General features: G+C 59.7%; 11 protein-coding genes and 1 tRNA gene. 4 read left to right on the top strand and 8 right to left on the bottom strand.

The genetic code is table 11. The features are described 5' to 3' along the window. The first annotated feature begins 161 nt into the window (after nt 1–161). Nucleotides 162–2,132, top strand: coding sequence for a 4Fe-4S binding protein (locus tag AB4Z51_RS32130; protein WP_085403336.1), 1,971 nt, complete (start codon nt 162–164; stop codon nt 2,130–2,132). Here AB4Z51_RS32130 and AB4Z51_RS32135 read toward each other — a convergent pair whose 3' ends face one another. Then, entirely contained in the window at nt 2,133–3,431 is a 1,299-nt protein-coding gene (locus tag AB4Z51_RS32135; protein WP_085403299.1) for a c-type cytochrome, read from the bottom strand. 213 nt (nt 3,432–3,644) lie between these two features. Here AB4Z51_RS32135 and AB4Z51_RS32140 point away from each other — a divergent pair, with 213 nt between their 5' ends. Continuing rightward, nucleotides 3,645–3,884 carry a hypothetical protein gene (locus tag AB4Z51_RS32140; RefSeq protein ID WP_085403298.1) on the top strand — a complete coding sequence of 80 codons (240 nt, stop codon included), beginning with the start codon at nt 3,645–3,647 and terminating at the stop codon, nt 3,882–3,884. A 195-nt stretch (nt 3,885–4,079) separates the two neighbouring features. Here the strand turns inward: AB4Z51_RS32140 and AB4Z51_RS32145 are convergent, their stop codons facing one another. The 3 genes from AB4Z51_RS32145 to AB4Z51_RS32155 form a co-directional block, all read right to left on the bottom strand. Next, on the bottom strand, nt 4,080–4,295 hold the full coding sequence (locus tag AB4Z51_RS32145; protein WP_085403297.1) for a hypothetical protein: 216 nt from the start codon (nt 4,293–4,295) through the stop codon (nt 4,080–4,082). A gap of 420 nt (nt 4,296–4,715) precedes the next feature. Further along, nucleotides 4,716–5,552 (bottom strand): glycosyltransferase family 2 protein, encoded by an 837-nt coding sequence (locus AB4Z51_RS32150; protein ID WP_085403335.1) that lies wholly within the window; start codon nt 5,550–5,552, stop codon nt 4,716–4,718. Nucleotides 5,553–5,714: 162 nt separating this feature from the next. After that, the gene (locus AB4Z51_RS32155; protein ID WP_441498732.1) at nt 5,715–6,908 is read right to left on the bottom strand and encodes an aspartate kinase; all 1,194 of its coding nucleotides are present in this window, start codon (nt 6,906–6,908) and stop codon (nt 5,715–5,717) included. A gap of 801 nt (nt 6,909–7,709) precedes the next feature. Between AB4Z51_RS32155 and AB4Z51_RS32160 the strand changes: the two genes are divergently transcribed. Beyond that, the gene (locus AB4Z51_RS32160) at nt 7,710–8,987 is read left to right on the top strand and encodes a complex I NDUFA9 subunit family protein (RefSeq protein WP_244623454.1); all 1,278 of its coding nucleotides are present in this window, start codon (nt 7,710–7,712) and stop codon (nt 8,985–8,987) included. Nucleotides 8,988–9,782: 795 nt separating this feature from the next. Here AB4Z51_RS32160 and AB4Z51_RS32165 read toward each other — a convergent pair. The 3 genes from AB4Z51_RS32165 to AB4Z51_RS32175 form a co-directional block, all read right to left on the bottom strand. Further along, complete coding sequence (locus AB4Z51_RS32165) at nt 9,783–10,157, bottom strand: ABC transporter substrate binding protein (RefSeq protein WP_135216936.1); 375 nt, start codon at nt 10,155–10,157, stop codon at nt 9,783–9,785. Between the two features lie 160 nt (nt 10,158–10,317). After that, entirely contained in the window at nt 10,318–10,788 is a 471-nt protein-coding gene (locus tag AB4Z51_RS32170; RefSeq protein WP_167768314.1) for a hypothetical protein, read from the bottom strand. A 212-nt stretch (nt 10,789–11,000) separates the two neighbouring features. Continuing rightward, nucleotides 11,001–11,085, bottom strand: a tRNA-Glu gene (locus tag AB4Z51_RS32175). A gap of 483 nt (nt 11,086–11,568) precedes the next feature. On the opposite strand from AB4Z51_RS32175, the gene AB4Z51_RS32180 reads away from it, so the two are divergent. Then, nucleotides 11,569–13,338, top strand: a complete 1,770-nt coding sequence (locus AB4Z51_RS32180) for an amidohydrolase (RefSeq protein ID WP_245344195.1) — start codon at nt 11,569–11,571, stop codon at nt 13,336–13,338. Nucleotides 13,339–13,492: 154 nt separating this feature from the next. Here the strand turns inward: AB4Z51_RS32180 and AB4Z51_RS32185 are convergent, their stop codons facing one another. Further along, a complete protein-coding gene (locus AB4Z51_RS32185) occupies nt 13,493–14,440 on the bottom strand; it encodes an ABC transporter substrate-binding protein (protein WP_085403293.1) in 948 nt (315 codons plus the stop codon). Nucleotides 14,441–14,704: the final 264 nt, after the last annotated feature.

Below are 14,704 nucleotides of genomic sequence, written 5' to 3' on the forward strand. Positions count from 1 at the left end.
GGACCTCCAGCTTTCTTTTCTTCTCTTGTGAGAATAACTTAATCGACCAGGAGGGGCGACGCGAGTCCGCTCGCCGTCGTTCCCGGACCTCTTCAGGAGGTGAAGGGCTGCGCATGCCTGATCCGCCGAACACGATCCTGATCTGCTCGTGCGAAGACACGATGCGCCTCGATACGGCCGCCGTGAAGCGAGGATGCCGCAAAAGCGAAATCGCCGAGTTCCGCCAGCTCTGCAGGGCCGAGCTCGATCATTTTCGCAACGCGGCGAAGGCGGAAGGACCGCTCATCGTCGGCTGCACCCAGGAGGCCCCACTGTTTGGCGACGAGGCGAAGGGGCGTTCGGGGAAACTGGATTTCATCAACCTTCGCGAGACGGCCGGCTGGTCGGTGGAGGGAACCAAGGCAGGCCCAAAAATGGCAGCACTGCTCGCCGCTGTGTCCGAGGCTGCGCCTGCTTTTCCGTTGGTCACCCTATCGAGCGAAGGGGTGATCCTGATCTATGGCCGCGACGAACTTGCGGTCGAAGCTGGTCGATTGCTTGCCGATCATCTCGACGTGACGATCATGATCACAAAGCCGTCACAGATTATGCCGCCGGCGACGACATCCTTTCCGATCGTCCAAGGAACGATCCGTAACGCCAAGGGCCATTTGGGGGCCTTCGAGTTGACGGTCGACGACTATGCGGCCCCCCGCCCCTCCTCGCGCGATACGCTCGTCTTCGAGGCTCCGTGCGACGGCCTGACTTCGCGCTGCGACATCGTCCTTGATCTCTCCGGCGGGAAACCGCTTTTTCCCGCGCATGACTTGCGCGACGGCTATCTCCGCGCGGATCCGCGGGACCCGGCCGCGATGCTGCGTGCGGTGCTCAGGGCACGCGACCTCGTCGGCAACTTCGACAAGCCGAAATACGTCAATTTCACCGCAGAGATCTGCGTCCATTCGCGCTCGAGGCTGACGGGTTGCCATCGCTGTCTCGATCTCTGCCCGACCGGAGCGATCACGCCACATGGCGATCACGTCAAGATCAACGCCGAGGTCTGCGCCGGATGCGGCCAGTGCGCCACGGCCTGTCCGACGGGTGCAGCAACCTATGCCCTTCCGCCGCCCGATGCGCTGCTGCACAAATTGCGCGCAATGCTTTTGACCTACCGCGAAGCCGGCGGCTCCGGTGCGGTCGTGCTGCTGCACGACACCCAACATGGCAGCACGCTGATCGATGCGCTCGCCCGCCACGGCGACGGGCTTCCCGCCAATGTGCTGCCGTTCGCCGTCAACGAGGTGACACAGGTTGGATTGGAAGCGGTCGTGGCATCCTTCGCCTATGGCGCAGCGGGGATACGCTTTCTCCTCCGCGCAAGACCTTTGCACGACATCTCCGGGCTTTCTCAAACCATAACGATGGCTGATGCCATTGTTTCCGGATTAGGTTTTTCGGGGCGCCGGGTTGCGACTATCGAAACGGACGACCCGGACGTGCTGGGCGAAGTGCTGCGGTCGATTGAACCCGCGCCGGCCGTGGAGCGTCCCGCAACCTTCAAGACGGTAGGCAAGCGGCGCGACCTGCTTCGCTTCGCTCTTCACGAACTGCACCGCGTTGCGCCTGTGCCGACCGACGTCATTGCGCTGTCCCAGGGCGCGCCGCTTGGTACGGTTACCGTCAATACGGACGGATGCACTTTGTGCCTGGCCTGCGTGTCGGCCTGTCCCACCGGGGCTCTCCGCGACGATCCCGAACGTCCCGTGCTTAAATTCGTCGAAGATGCCTGCGTGCAGTGCGGATTATGCCAGAGCACCTGCCCGGAAAAGGTGATCACTCTGAAGCCGCAGATCGATTTCCGGGCCGCAAGGGCTCCGGCACGGATCATCAAGGAGGAGGAGCCGGCGCTTTGCATCCGCTGCAATAAGCCCTTTGGGGTAAAGAGCACGATCGAGAAGATCGCTGCGAAACTCGAGGGCCGACACTGGATGTATCCCGCGGGCGACAAGCGGCTGGACGTGGTCAGAATGTGCGCGGACTGCCGCGTCACCGCCATGAGTGAACAACAGTTCGACCCGTTCGCCGGCGTGCCCGAACGCGCTTCGCCTCGCACGACCGATGATTATCTCCGTGAGCGTGAGACCAAGCGTTAGCTACTTGGCGGTGGCGCGCGCCAGGAAATCCGTAAGCGCCTTGCGATCCTTCGCGGATCCAATCCGCTGCTCCGGCATTTTTGTGCCAGGCGTATAGGCGTTCGGACCGAGTTCGAACAATTTTGACACGGTCTCGGGCGTCCACACGATGTCCATCGCTTTGAGCGCGTCGGAGAAGCGATAACCAGGCAGCGACGCGATCCTGCGGCCGTATAAGCCCGCAAGCGTGGGGCCGGCGCGCTGCGCGTCCTGCTCGGACAGGGTATGACAGGCAACGCACGCCCTGAACACCTCGGCCCCGTGATCTCCCGTATAGGCTGCAAGCGGATCGTGYGGCGTAGCTTGCAACGATGAGCCGATGGGGGCGCCGGTCAGCGCATTCCAGCGCCGGATCCTGCCGTCGACGCCGCCCGTCAGCAATGTTGCGTTGTCCGGCAGGAAAGCGACCGACCACACGGGCGAACCTGTATCGACCAGGCTTCGCGCGATGCCTCGCGCCTTTCGGTCGATGACCGTCACGACACCGCCAATTCCTGCAGCAGCGACCGACGTGCCGTCTGGAGAGATCGACAACGCGACAATCGGCGTCTGGCCAGCTTGCACCTCGCCGCTTTCCCGGCCCTCCGACATCAGAAAGCGTAGCTTGCCATCAGCACCACCCGTTACGATCTCGCCGTCAGGCGCGACTGCCACGGCATTAAGGGGTGAGCCCAGCGTGATGACATTAGGGGTGCCACCCGCCAATGGCCAGATCCTCAGTTCACGATCGTAACCCACGCTCACCAGCGATCGTCCATCCGGCGTGAATGCGACGCCGTTGACGTTCTGCGCATGCCCTTCCAGCACCTGCTGCGCGCCATCGCCGAGCGACCAGATACGAACTGTATGGTCCCAGGAGGCAGAAGCCACTCTTGCGCCATCCGGCGAGACTGCAAGTGAAGCGATCGGCGCGCCATGGCCCTCGAAAACCTGATCCGGCTGCTGCCGGCCAGGCGTCCAGATCGCTACCTTCGCATCCGCTCCGGCAGTCACCATCCGCCCATCCTTCAGGAAGGCCACCGCGTTCACCGCATCGGAGTGAAAGCGAAGGACCTGCTCGGCGGATTCGGTCTTGAGCGACCATCGGATGGCGGCGGTGTCGAAGCTGCCCGACAGAACATTTTTGCCATCACTGGAAATCGCAATCGCCCGCACGGGCCCACCGTGACCTGTCAATTGCGCTGGCGCCGGCGCTGAATGCATCGCCAACAGAGCGGCAACGATGCAGAGACTGGTGCTGAGACGTGGGACCCAATTCATCTGCGGCTTACAGGTCGTTCGGGCATGTCGTCGGTGTTGACACGGCGTACGTGCACTCGCTCGGTCTCGTCAATGATTGAAGCCGTTATCCGGTTTCCATGCTGCACCGCAGGACGGGCATGGCTCCGCTACTCAATGCCGCAACGGCTGTTGTCGGCTTGAACCGGGCATAGCCTGAACCTATGCTTGATCTGACACGTCGAGGACGACGTCATGCAAATACGACCTAAAACGTATCTGCATTTCATTTCGTTGTGGCGATCACTTCGCGATGCGATACCGCCACACCGTGACGATGTGCCCGCTGAAACGTCACCGTTCCTCATCTATACCGCGGCCGTGCTGATGCTTCTCTTGGCCATTCTGGAACTGGACGCTCATCGAGGCGAGCTGGAATTGCTCGGCCTTTTGGGGAACGACTACCCGATTCCGCCCGCTTTCCTGGGCCCGTAGCCCCGCCTCTCGACCACGATTTCGTTCGACCTCGCAGGCTCAAGCGCATCGATTTGCGAGCCCTGGCTGAACGGTCTGCTGCGCGGCCTTCTGCCTAAAGCGCGATGAGATTGGGATGAATCGTCATCGCGCTTTAGGTTGTTGTTTGAGCATGATCTTTTCGGAAAACCGCTGCGCACTTTTTCGGATCATGCCTTAGCGCTTGGAATCCCGCGGAAAGACCAATGACCGATCGTCAAAATCGTCGACCGGCAGCTTGTCTGCGCTTCGACCGCTTTGCATGCCCTGCAATGTCGACGTGCTTGATGTTCCGGCGCGCCCGACCGTTGCGTTCGAGTGTGATCGCGGGATGCCGGTCACAGCAGCAAGCAGACCAACAGCGGCGATGGAACAAATGATCAAAGGCTTCATGCGAAATCTCCTGTCCGCCAGAAATCCCCGCAGCGATCTGATTAGCGCGAAGCCTGACGTGGGGGTGTGAGCCGCCTCACACCTCCCGGGATTCTTGCGCTCAGCGCCTGTCAGGTTCCTAGTTTGGAACCGTCAGAGCCGGCTTCATCCCGGAGCGAGGTTCGTCGACCGCGCGGGGCGGCAAGGCTTGTTGGGCGCGATTTGTTTGGCGCGCTGGTCACGAACAATCTTCGGGAGGCGTTGCGAAACAGCACGTCAGGCACGAAAATCTCAGACCATCTACCGCACCAGTTTCGCACCAGAAACGATCTCACCGGAACACAACGAACACGACCGAACGCAGACCAAAACGCGTCCAGATCAACGAAGCCGACTTCGAAGCGGCCGCATTGGCACGGGGGCGGCTCAGTTTTCGGACAATCACATCTTGATCGCATTCGCGAAGAGCCCGTCACCCCACTCGTACAACGGCCGCATGAAGTCCGATTGGGTGTGGATTGCTCGACCTTTGCGTTCACGCCATTTTCGTCCGTAGGTATCGAACGGAAAGTGTCGCATGTAGTAGTCGCAGGTCTCTTCCCAATGGTCGACCGACAACGATTTGCCGTAGTGCTGGCAATAGAGGCCAGTCGCCACGCGTTCAACGCCACCCGGCTCGCGCGCATGGTGCTCTGCGAAGGTGACCTGCAACCGGTTTCGCCACAACATCAGAATGTCTCGCCTTTCCGGACCAAAGAAACGACGAAAGTCCAACAGTTCGCGATCGGCCTGATAGGGTGCGTGGTCCCCAGGAGTCATATAGGCATCGAACAGTTGAACCCGCACGCCGTCGCATTCGCTAGAATGCGTTCCTTCTATGAATCCGCGTAAATCCCCGGTAACGCGCTCATCCGCATCGAAGCAAAACATCCAGTCGAACTGCAAATGCTCGCGCGCCGTCTGCAACAAGAGGCCGCGATGCCGACCCTCAGCAATCCGGCGCGCCTCGATGTCAGCTTCCCATGAACGATTTGTCACAATCAGAGCGACTTTCGGGTGTTCGCATAGAATCTCCAGCGTACGATCCGTGCTCGCGTCATCATAAGCGACAATCGCATCGACCTGCTTGCCCACGTAATCCAGTGTGTCTCTGAGAATAAGCGCTTCGTTACGAACGCGGGTAGCGCCGATTAGAAGGTGCTTGTCACCCAATAGACCTGTGTTGCAAGCAATAATTCGTTCGCCCTCGCGAAGTAGCCAACCAATGGTGCCCGGCATGATCGACGCCTCCCGACTATAAAAAATTGACACCAACGATGGCGGACGGGCGCGTATCAGCAAGATTAAGAACTCTCGTTGTCGCCGCATCGAGCCGGCGAGCCGCCCCTCTTGACCATCCCTCCCCATACGCGATTTCGTGATATCTTCTCAAAGAGGTTGTTAGATCAGCGAATGCAAGGCCCTGACCGCGGCTTCGCGGGTCTCCACAGGAACGAACAAATTTATCGAATGTGGTGATAGAACGTACTTTTCAACGACAATCCCGTGGGATTGCAGAATTTGCATCGCCTGAAATGGCAAGTCTGAAGAAACGCCGCCGAAGCAAGTGAGGCTCACCGAACTCAAAGTCTCACGCCCTTTGCGCAAGTCCTTGCTCCTTTCCAGCGTGCGCAGCAGAGTGTCGAGCGTTTCCGACTCGCAAGTCATCATGATGCGCGTTTTTCCGGCGGTGAAAGCCGAGACGAGGACTTGCGGCCAAGATAGGCCGTTTTGCTTGAGATGCTGCGCAAATTTCTCAAAACCATGACTGAGATTCGTTGAAGCGATCTCCACATGCTCAATACGAGCCATCGAATTGACGGCCAGAATTTTTCCGGTTTCCATTCCGATAACCTCTTTCATCACTCGCGTGCTGTGTTCGTAATTGCCCCATTTTCGTAAGAACAAAGGGATATTTTGGCTTTGTGCCAGCTCCACGCTGCGAAAATGCAAAACCTTGGCGCCCCAAAAACACATTTCGGATAACGATGCAAAATCCAGCCGGCGCAATGGCTTTGCGCTCGCCACGACGCGCGGATCGGCCGAGCAAATTCCGTCGACCTCTTTGATAATTTCACAGCGCTCGGCCTTTAGCGCCGCAGCCATGGCGACGGCAGTGGTGTCGCTGCCGCCCCTGCCTAGTGTGGTGATCTCTTTGGTTCGCGGATTCACGCCTTGAAAGCCCGCTAAAACCACGATGCGTCCGCGATCGAGTTCTTCGAGCACGCGCGCAGGCCGCACATCTAAAATTCGCGCGGAAGAATGAGATTCGTCTGTCATTACACCGGCCTGACTCCCGGTAAAACTAATGGCTGGCGCACCGAGATCAGACAGGGCCATGCTCATCAACGACATGCTGATGCGCTCACCGGTCGTTAGCAACATATCCAGTTCGCGGCGGTTGGGATGCGGGCTTACTTGATAAGCCGCCTTAATTAATTCGTCGGTCGTCTTACCCATCGCTGAAACGATCGCCACGACGCGATGACCACGGCTGTGCRAATCGGCGAGGCTCCTCGCAACCGCGCGGATTTTTTCCGGGGTTTCTAGACAGACGCCGCCGTATTTTTGCACGATGGTCGGATTGTTGCGCATTTACGTGCGACGGCAGCTGTATGAGCGGTGGCCTGATGTTCGCTTCGCTCCGCCGGATAGTTTCATGCATCTAGCTCCAGAACTGCTTGCGGTCCGCGCAAAGATTGGATCACCCCTATCGAATTTCGCGACGTTTTTTCCGCGCGCCAGCGCGTCTCTGAGGTTCAGAGATTAGGCCAGTGCACGCGGTTGCCCACGTACCTCTCCGCTCATCGCCTTTCACAGCTCTCCAAGTATTCGATACAAGAATCGTTTTTCTTGGCGGAAGATTGGCGGTCACGACGAGATCGGCTGGGTAACGCTAAAGGTTCTGCCGACCCGAAAAATAATCCCTGAATGAAAGTGTCGTACCGGTTTCGCCGGGAAATGGCCACACGCACGTCCTCGGACCAGCGGTGCCGCCGACCCGTCTCCACCGCTTCAAGCCGTTCGACTTGGGCACTGAGCCCATCACCGTCCATCAGGACAGTTCTCAATACCGCGCCTCTTTCGGCAAGGCGGCCCCGCCGGATGTGTCCTAACAGAGTGGCCCGACGTCGTGTTTTCTAGGACGTACCAAGACTTGTCAGCCTTGCACTCCCCAAAGGCCTTGCCCAAGGCAGCTAACGAAAATTTGGGTCCAGATGCTGGACATAATCGATGTGGATCAAATATCATCCACCATTGCGCGCGATTGTTCCAAGCTCCGAGAGCTTGGCGGCCGGACCCTGTCGGCTGAGACAACAACTGACGCCCCCCGAGCCCGTGCCTACTTTCGCTTGGTTGCCCTGAGTTAGTGCGTCGCTACCAGCAGGTTGCGCTATGCTGAAACACTTGCTCATTGAAGTCATTGGTCACGTTTCCGGTCTCAGCGACGCGCAGCTTGAACAAATTGAGCGGTCGTTGCCCGCGACCAAGGCGCTGATCGATCTTCTCAGTAAGGCACATCCGATCATCGAACAGGCGGAAACGCTCTATAATGAGGCGCAGCCGCTAATCGATCAAGCTAGGAGAGAGTGGCAAACGGTCGGCCCTGCAGCGCACATTTTGATTGATGTGATCTCACATCATCTCAACAAAGGCAGTTCGCCGGCGGAGGCCACTGAGGCAGTGCGCGCGGCGCTCGGCGGGTCAATACAGAACGTTGCGCAGGATCGTGGGATGGACCGGGGAATGAACCGCGTGACCGTGTTTGGGGGGACCGGCTTCGTTGGTTGTCGCGTTGTACGCCATTTGAGCGTCTCCAGCGTTACGGTGCGTATAGCCTCACGGCATCCTGCGCGGGCCGAGGGCGACAACGCGGAACAGGTCATCGCTGATGCCCATGACGAGCGCTCTGTAGAGGCCGCCGTTATGGGTGCCGACGGCGTCGTCAACGCGATCAGCCTTTACACCGAGCATGGAGGCGACACATTTCATTCGGTGCACGTCGAAGCGGCCGCCAGGATCGCTGGAGTGGCACGGCGGGCCGGGGTCAAACGGTTTGTGCACCTATCAGGCATAGGCGCTGACCCCACATCGCCGTCGCCCTATATTCGCAATCGCGGCGAGGGCGAGGTGGCTGTGCAAGCGGCGTTCCCTGGCGCAGTCGTTATCCGCCCGGCGGTAATGTTCGCGCCGGACGACGCCTTTCTCACGACAATTCTTGGGCTGCTTCGGACCCTGCCGGCTTATCCGCTATTCGGCGACGGCAGGACGAGGCTTCAGCCGGTGTACGTGGACGACGTCGCCGCGGCGATCGCACAGGTCCTGCGGCAAACACAAAGACCGTTTCCAATCTACGAACTGGCCGGCCCGCGCGTTTACTCATACGGCGAGCTGTTGCGGACCATTGCGCGCACCGCCGGATTGCGGCCAATGCTGGTGCGAATACCCTTTGCTTTCTGGAATGCCGCCGCCGGCCTCGCTGAGATCCTGCCGCACCCGCCGCTCACGCGCAATCAGGTTGAGCTTATGCAGATCGACACGATGGTCTCGGGCAGCCGGCCGGGATTCGGTTCACTCGGAATTTCGCCGCGATCGCTCGAAGAAGAACTCAAAGCGATGCTCAAGCATACAAACGAGGAAACTCAAAACACAAATGAGGGTCGAGCCAGGTAGGGTTGAGACTTCGTTACCGTGTCACGATGTGACTACTGATGTCGGAAAGCGGCTTACCTCCGAGGTCGAGCACTAGGCCCGATAGATCGATGGTCGCAGCTCAGGGGTCAGTTCATCCGCCAAAGTTTTTACAAGAGCCGAAGGGGAATGACCCTCCCGAGTGAACCCTTAGCGTGCGGCCAGCCGCCTGGAGCTGTCCGAATTAGGACAATCGATCTGTCACATTAGGATACCCAACGGAGTGCTCCTTTTGCGCAGTCACCTCTTCACTTTGACCGGGAATAAATTGAGTTGGCCGGCTCGACTCATCCAGCCCAAGTCCGGACGGCAGGCGGCCCTACCACGCGACTCGCGAGGCGGGGTCGTTGCGTGTAGGGCTATCAGATGTGCTACCAGTTGGGCCGCAAGATGGTAGCGGGAAAAGCAGATCATGACTGACGATCAGGTCAATCTCGTGGTTCGGCACCTTTGCGAGCAGTTGCACTTGACGCTCCGATTGAAGGGCAGCGAGGCACATCCACCAAACGCCAAGGATATTGGTTTCGATCCTGCCTCTGTAAGAACTGTGTTGCTGACGTTCGGCGGGCTTCACAATCCACCACGAGGCAATCGGGGCGAGCGAAGAGCCGCCGTGGTCCTAATGAAAAGCCCAGGACAGAGGTCCCGTGCCAAGGTCCGGGTCGTACGCACCGGTCCACCTTTGAGCCGGTGACTTCCGGTCTACTCGCGTGAACGGAATTTGGCAGACCAACGCGACTGGTCGGGCTCGTGCCAATAGACGTCTTTTGCGTCTACTCAATTATTTGAGTCAGCTTGTGCGAGTAGTGTCGTCGGAACTACGAGCTTGAGCGCTTTTGCAGTTCTAACGTTGATCCATAACTCGACCCGCGTCGGCTGTTCGACGGGCAAGTCGCTGGCTCGTGCACCCTCAAGGATTCCTTTGACGTGGTAAGCTGATCGAATAAAATGACGCCGTCTCGACGCACCGTAAGCGAGTAGACCACCTTCCCCGACGAAATCCGGCGATGTTGCGAAGCTCGGAATGCGGTGCATCAACGCCAACGCGGCGATGCGGCTTCGATACGCGAAACGAGGACGACTTCGCGACTCCATCGACCATCGGCCCCGGACCCGGACCCGGCGAGCGCAAGAGCGCACCCGCGTTAGCATTACTTGGGCCGCTTAACGATACCAGATCGCTTCGCAGATGGCCTCCGGGTGACGATCGTTTCAATACCTTGCAGCGTCCGCGCGAATTCGGACCGCAGGTGCTGCGCGTGTGCTGCATCCTTCGGCTCAGATAAAAATGCAATCTTCACGAAGAAGCGGTTCAATCGCGATGTGACGAGAAGATTGTCAGAGTGTTGCGAGCGTAAGTTCGTGATCTGTCGTCGCATCTCAACGAGATCGAACCGGTCATCGTCGGGCTTATTCGCCAAATGAAGCTCATACCGTTGCGGTAGATAAACGAAGCCGCCGCGCCGAGTATCTTGGCGCGACGACCTCGCCATGGTGAACCCGGACGGGGCAATGTCCGGTGCAGAGAGGTTAGCGCTCCGCAGCTCGGGTGCAATCGAAGACGCGGATTAAGCTTGATGTCGTCGCGGAAGGTTAAATCTGGAACAAGCGCTACTGTGGTCTGCAGCACGCCCGCGCGTCCAGTTAAGCGCTCCTTCTCCAGCGACGTCCCGGCCACGCGATCAAGGTCGGAGCCTAGCGCTTTGGCGCGGGTTACGTCGCGCTCAATCGATCGCTCGGACTTGCCAGATTTTGCCGCCGTGTCCTTAGCGAAACTGTCCATAAGGCCGTCAAGCCGCCTTTCGCTTGGAGATCAGCTTCGCCCGTTGCGCCGACGTCAGGTCGCGGCGGATCAGGTTTTCGTCGATTTCCATATCCAACCAAATTCAACTTCACGAAGCACTCGCCCGGCGAGCGTGGCGACCCCGCGAATTGCCGCTATCGAATGCCGCTAGCGCCGCTATTTGTTGATGTAAGTGACTGAAAAACACTTGCTGGCGCTCCCTAGGGGAATCGATCCCCTGTTTCAGCCTTGAGAGGGCTGAGCAGCAAGAGTGAGTTCGCCGCCGGAGTTGTGGCTAGGATCAAGAGCCGAGCCCCTGGTTCAGGCGGAGTTCCATCCATCAAGGACTAGGTGGTTGGCTCGAGCTTTTGTCAGAATTCGCGGCCTAGTTCACGAGTCGCGACCCGCTAGGCTGCCTTTGACGAGACTTCGACCTACGACATTTAGCGGGCAACGCGAACTCAGAACTCAATATCGAGCGCGCTTCCCCTATCGACTCACGAGTTTTGGCTTTTGGTGAAAATCGACTCATGATTCTTGGGTTTCTCGACTCGCGAATTTTTGGCAGGCCACGATAAATCAATGGGTTAAGCGACTCGCTTTTGATTGGTCCCGACACGCTTCGCGAGCTTCGGCTAGGCAAACCGGTGCCGCAAATGGCAAGCGAAGCGGCGAAGGCTGCCGCGCCGAAGCCCGACGGGCGAAGGCGGGCTGCGAAATCAATGATTTGGGCCTTGACCGAATTTTCCGGTGGACCGGCTGATTTTGTTGGAGCCAGACATGATCAAGATCGCGACACTCCCCGTTGCGACACGCGATGCCCGCGAGCGCATCCAGCGGCGGATGTGTGGCGCCGTTCCTGCCTCTCTCATTCCTGCCTCTCTCATTCCGGGACTGAACATGCGCAAGCTTCTGGCGATTTTGGTGATCTCGTGCTGGGCCACTTCGGCTTACGCACAAACGGCCGACCTCATTGTCACGAACGCAAAGATCGTGACGCTGGATCCTGCATCGACGATCGCGCAGGCGCTCGCCGTCCGCGACGGCAAGATCGTTGCAGTTGGCGGCAACGATGCCATGGAAGGCCTGATCGGGCCCGCGACGCGCCGCGTCGACGCCGGCGGACGCACGATCATTCCGGGATTGATCGATTCCCATATTCACGCCGTGCGCGCCGGCCTCACCTACGCCACCGAGGTCAACTGGATCGGCGCAAAGACCATTGGCGAAGCCATGGAACGCTTGCGCCAGGCGGCCAAAGCGCGCCCGGCGTCCTGGATCATCGTGGCCGGTGGCTGGAGCGACTTGCAATTTGCGGAGAAGCGGCGGCCGACGCTCGCCGAGGTGATGTCGGCCGTTCCCGACAATCCGGCCTACATCCAGCTGTTCTATTCGGCGCTGCTGATGACGCCGAAGGCGCAGCAAGCCCTCGGGATCTCCGCGGATCAGTTGCCGGCCGGGATCACGGCCGAGCGTGCCACATCGGGCGAAACCACGGGCTGGTTCAACGGCTCCATCGTCAGTATCTCCGCGCTGTTCGATCGCCTGCCGAGGCCCAATTTCGAGGACAATGTCGCCGGGACCCGGCAGTTCTTCACGGAGCTCAATCGTCTCGGAATTACCGGGATCGTGGATCCCGGCGGTTTCAGCATTTATCCCAGCCACTACGCCGCCTTGCAAAAGCTCTGGCGTGAAAAATCACTTTCGGTGCGTGTCTCCTACAGCCTGTTCGCCCAGAATGTCGGCGCCGAATTCGAGGAGTACAAGAACCTCACGCCGTTCCTGCCGATGGGATTCGGCGACGACATGCTGCGATTCAACGGAATCGGCGAGCGGATCACCGGCGCCATGTACAACAACAACGCGCCCGACGCGGCGGCGAAGGACAAGTTCCTCGAGATCATTCGCTGGGCGGCAAAACAAGGGCTGACGGTCACCATCCATTGGCAGGAAGACAAATCCGTCCATCACCTCCTCGACCTCTATGAAGAGGTCAACAAGGAGACGCCGATCGCGCCGCTGCGCTGGTCCATCGCCCATCTCGACAACACCTCGCCCGAAACGCTGGCGCGGATGAAGGCCCTTGGTGTGGGCTGGACCATGCAGGACGCCATGTACCTCGGAGGCGACCGTATCGTGGCGCAGGCGGGCGAAGCCGCGCGCAGCATGCCGCCCATCGTCACGGCGTTGCGGACGGGCGTCCATGTCGGGGCCGGCACGGATGCGCATCGGGTCGCATCCTACAATCCGTTCGTGGCGCTGCAATGGATGCTCGACGGCAAGACCGTCGGCGGACTATCGACGCGCGGCCCGGACGAAACACCCAGCCGCGAAGAGGCCTTGCGCCTCTACACCGTGGGAAGCGCCTGGTTCTGCTTCGACGAGACGCGGCGCGGCACGCTCGAAAACGGCAAGCTCGCCGACTTCGCGGTTCTCGATCGGGACTTCATGTCCGTCCCCGTCGAGCAAATTGGCGCCACGGCGTCTCTGCTGACGGTCGTGGGTGGCAAGGTCGTCTACGCAGCGGATGTATTCGCAAACGCAAAATAAGAGCTGGAGGCCCGCCGTGCCGCTCTCGCGAAATCTCGGCCTGTTGTCCAATGCAGCGATATTTGCTCTCGTCTCACACCATGCAGCTCGGGCCGACATACGTTCCAGCCAGTTCCTGGGCGGCGGTCCCTTGGTGGCTGCCCGGCAGCCGCGCTCATTCAACCACCTCGTCGGCGCGTAACAGGAATGACTCCGGTACTTTCAGACCGAGTGCCCTGGCGGTCTTCAGATTGATGACGAGGTCGAACTTGGTCGGCTGTTGGACTGGCAAGTCGGCGGGCTTCGCCCCACGCAAAATCCTGTCGACAAAGGTCGCAGCAAGCCGCCATAGGTGGGTTGCGTCCACGCCGTAGGACATCAGCCCGCCCGCATCGACGAACTCTCGGTATTCAAACATCGTTGGAATTCGCGCGGTCAGCGCTCGGGTCGCAATGGCGAAGGTGAGTGGGACGCCGACGGCATAGAGTGCGTCCGCACGGTCCCTGAGGGCCTCGAAAGCCGATGCAACGTCCTCTGCGCGCCGGATTTCCAATATCGTCGCCTCGAGGCCGAGCGCGGATGCCGCCGCCTGCACCTCATCCATCCTGTTTTTGAAACCGGGGCTATTGGCATTGACCATAACGGACAAGCGGCGGAAACCTGGGACAACCTCGCGCAACAGCTCGAGGCGCTTGCCGGCAAGACTGATGGGGTTGAGCGCCAGGCCGGTCGCATTGCCGTCCGGTCGGGCCAAACTTGCGACGAGGTCGCTGCCAACAGGGTCGCCAGAAATGGAGACAATTGGGATGAGCGATGTCGCGCGTTTTACCGCGAGAGTCGGAGATCCCCCCACCGTGACGATGACATTCACCTTGAGCCGGACGAACTCGGTCGCAATTTCCTTGGAGCGTTCGGTATGTCCCTCCGCAGAGCGATACTCGATCGCAACGGTCCGCCCCGCGATCCAACCGAGTTCGCGCAACTGATCCTCGAAATCTTGGGCCGACCAGGCCGGGCCCAAGAATCCGATGATGGGTAGCTTTTTCGTCTGCTCCGCCCGCGCCGGGCTCGGGCCCATAACCGCGGCAACGCCGACGAGCGTGATGAACTCGCGCCGCCTCATTGAATTACTCGTTTGAAGCGCCCGACTGAGGCATACAGCCTAGCATTTTTCAACCGGGAGCCGAGCGAGAAAAGGGCTGGCAGCCCGCCCTAACCGTGCGACGCAATGTCCGCAACGGGTCTTGGGTGTGTGCAAACGGATAGGTCGGCACGCGGCCGTGGTCGCCAATCGTTGCAGGCGGCCGATGTCTCGCGTCGGAGCGTCCAATGACTGGCCAAAGTGGGTATCGCGACGCGATATTGCGCTTTTGGAGGCACTTTCCGG

This window comes from Bradyrhizobium sp. 2TAF36, assembly GCF_052114925.1.
Taxonomy (GTDB): Bacteria; Pseudomonadota; Alphaproteobacteria; order Rhizobiales; family Xanthobacteraceae; genus Bradyrhizobium; species Bradyrhizobium barranii.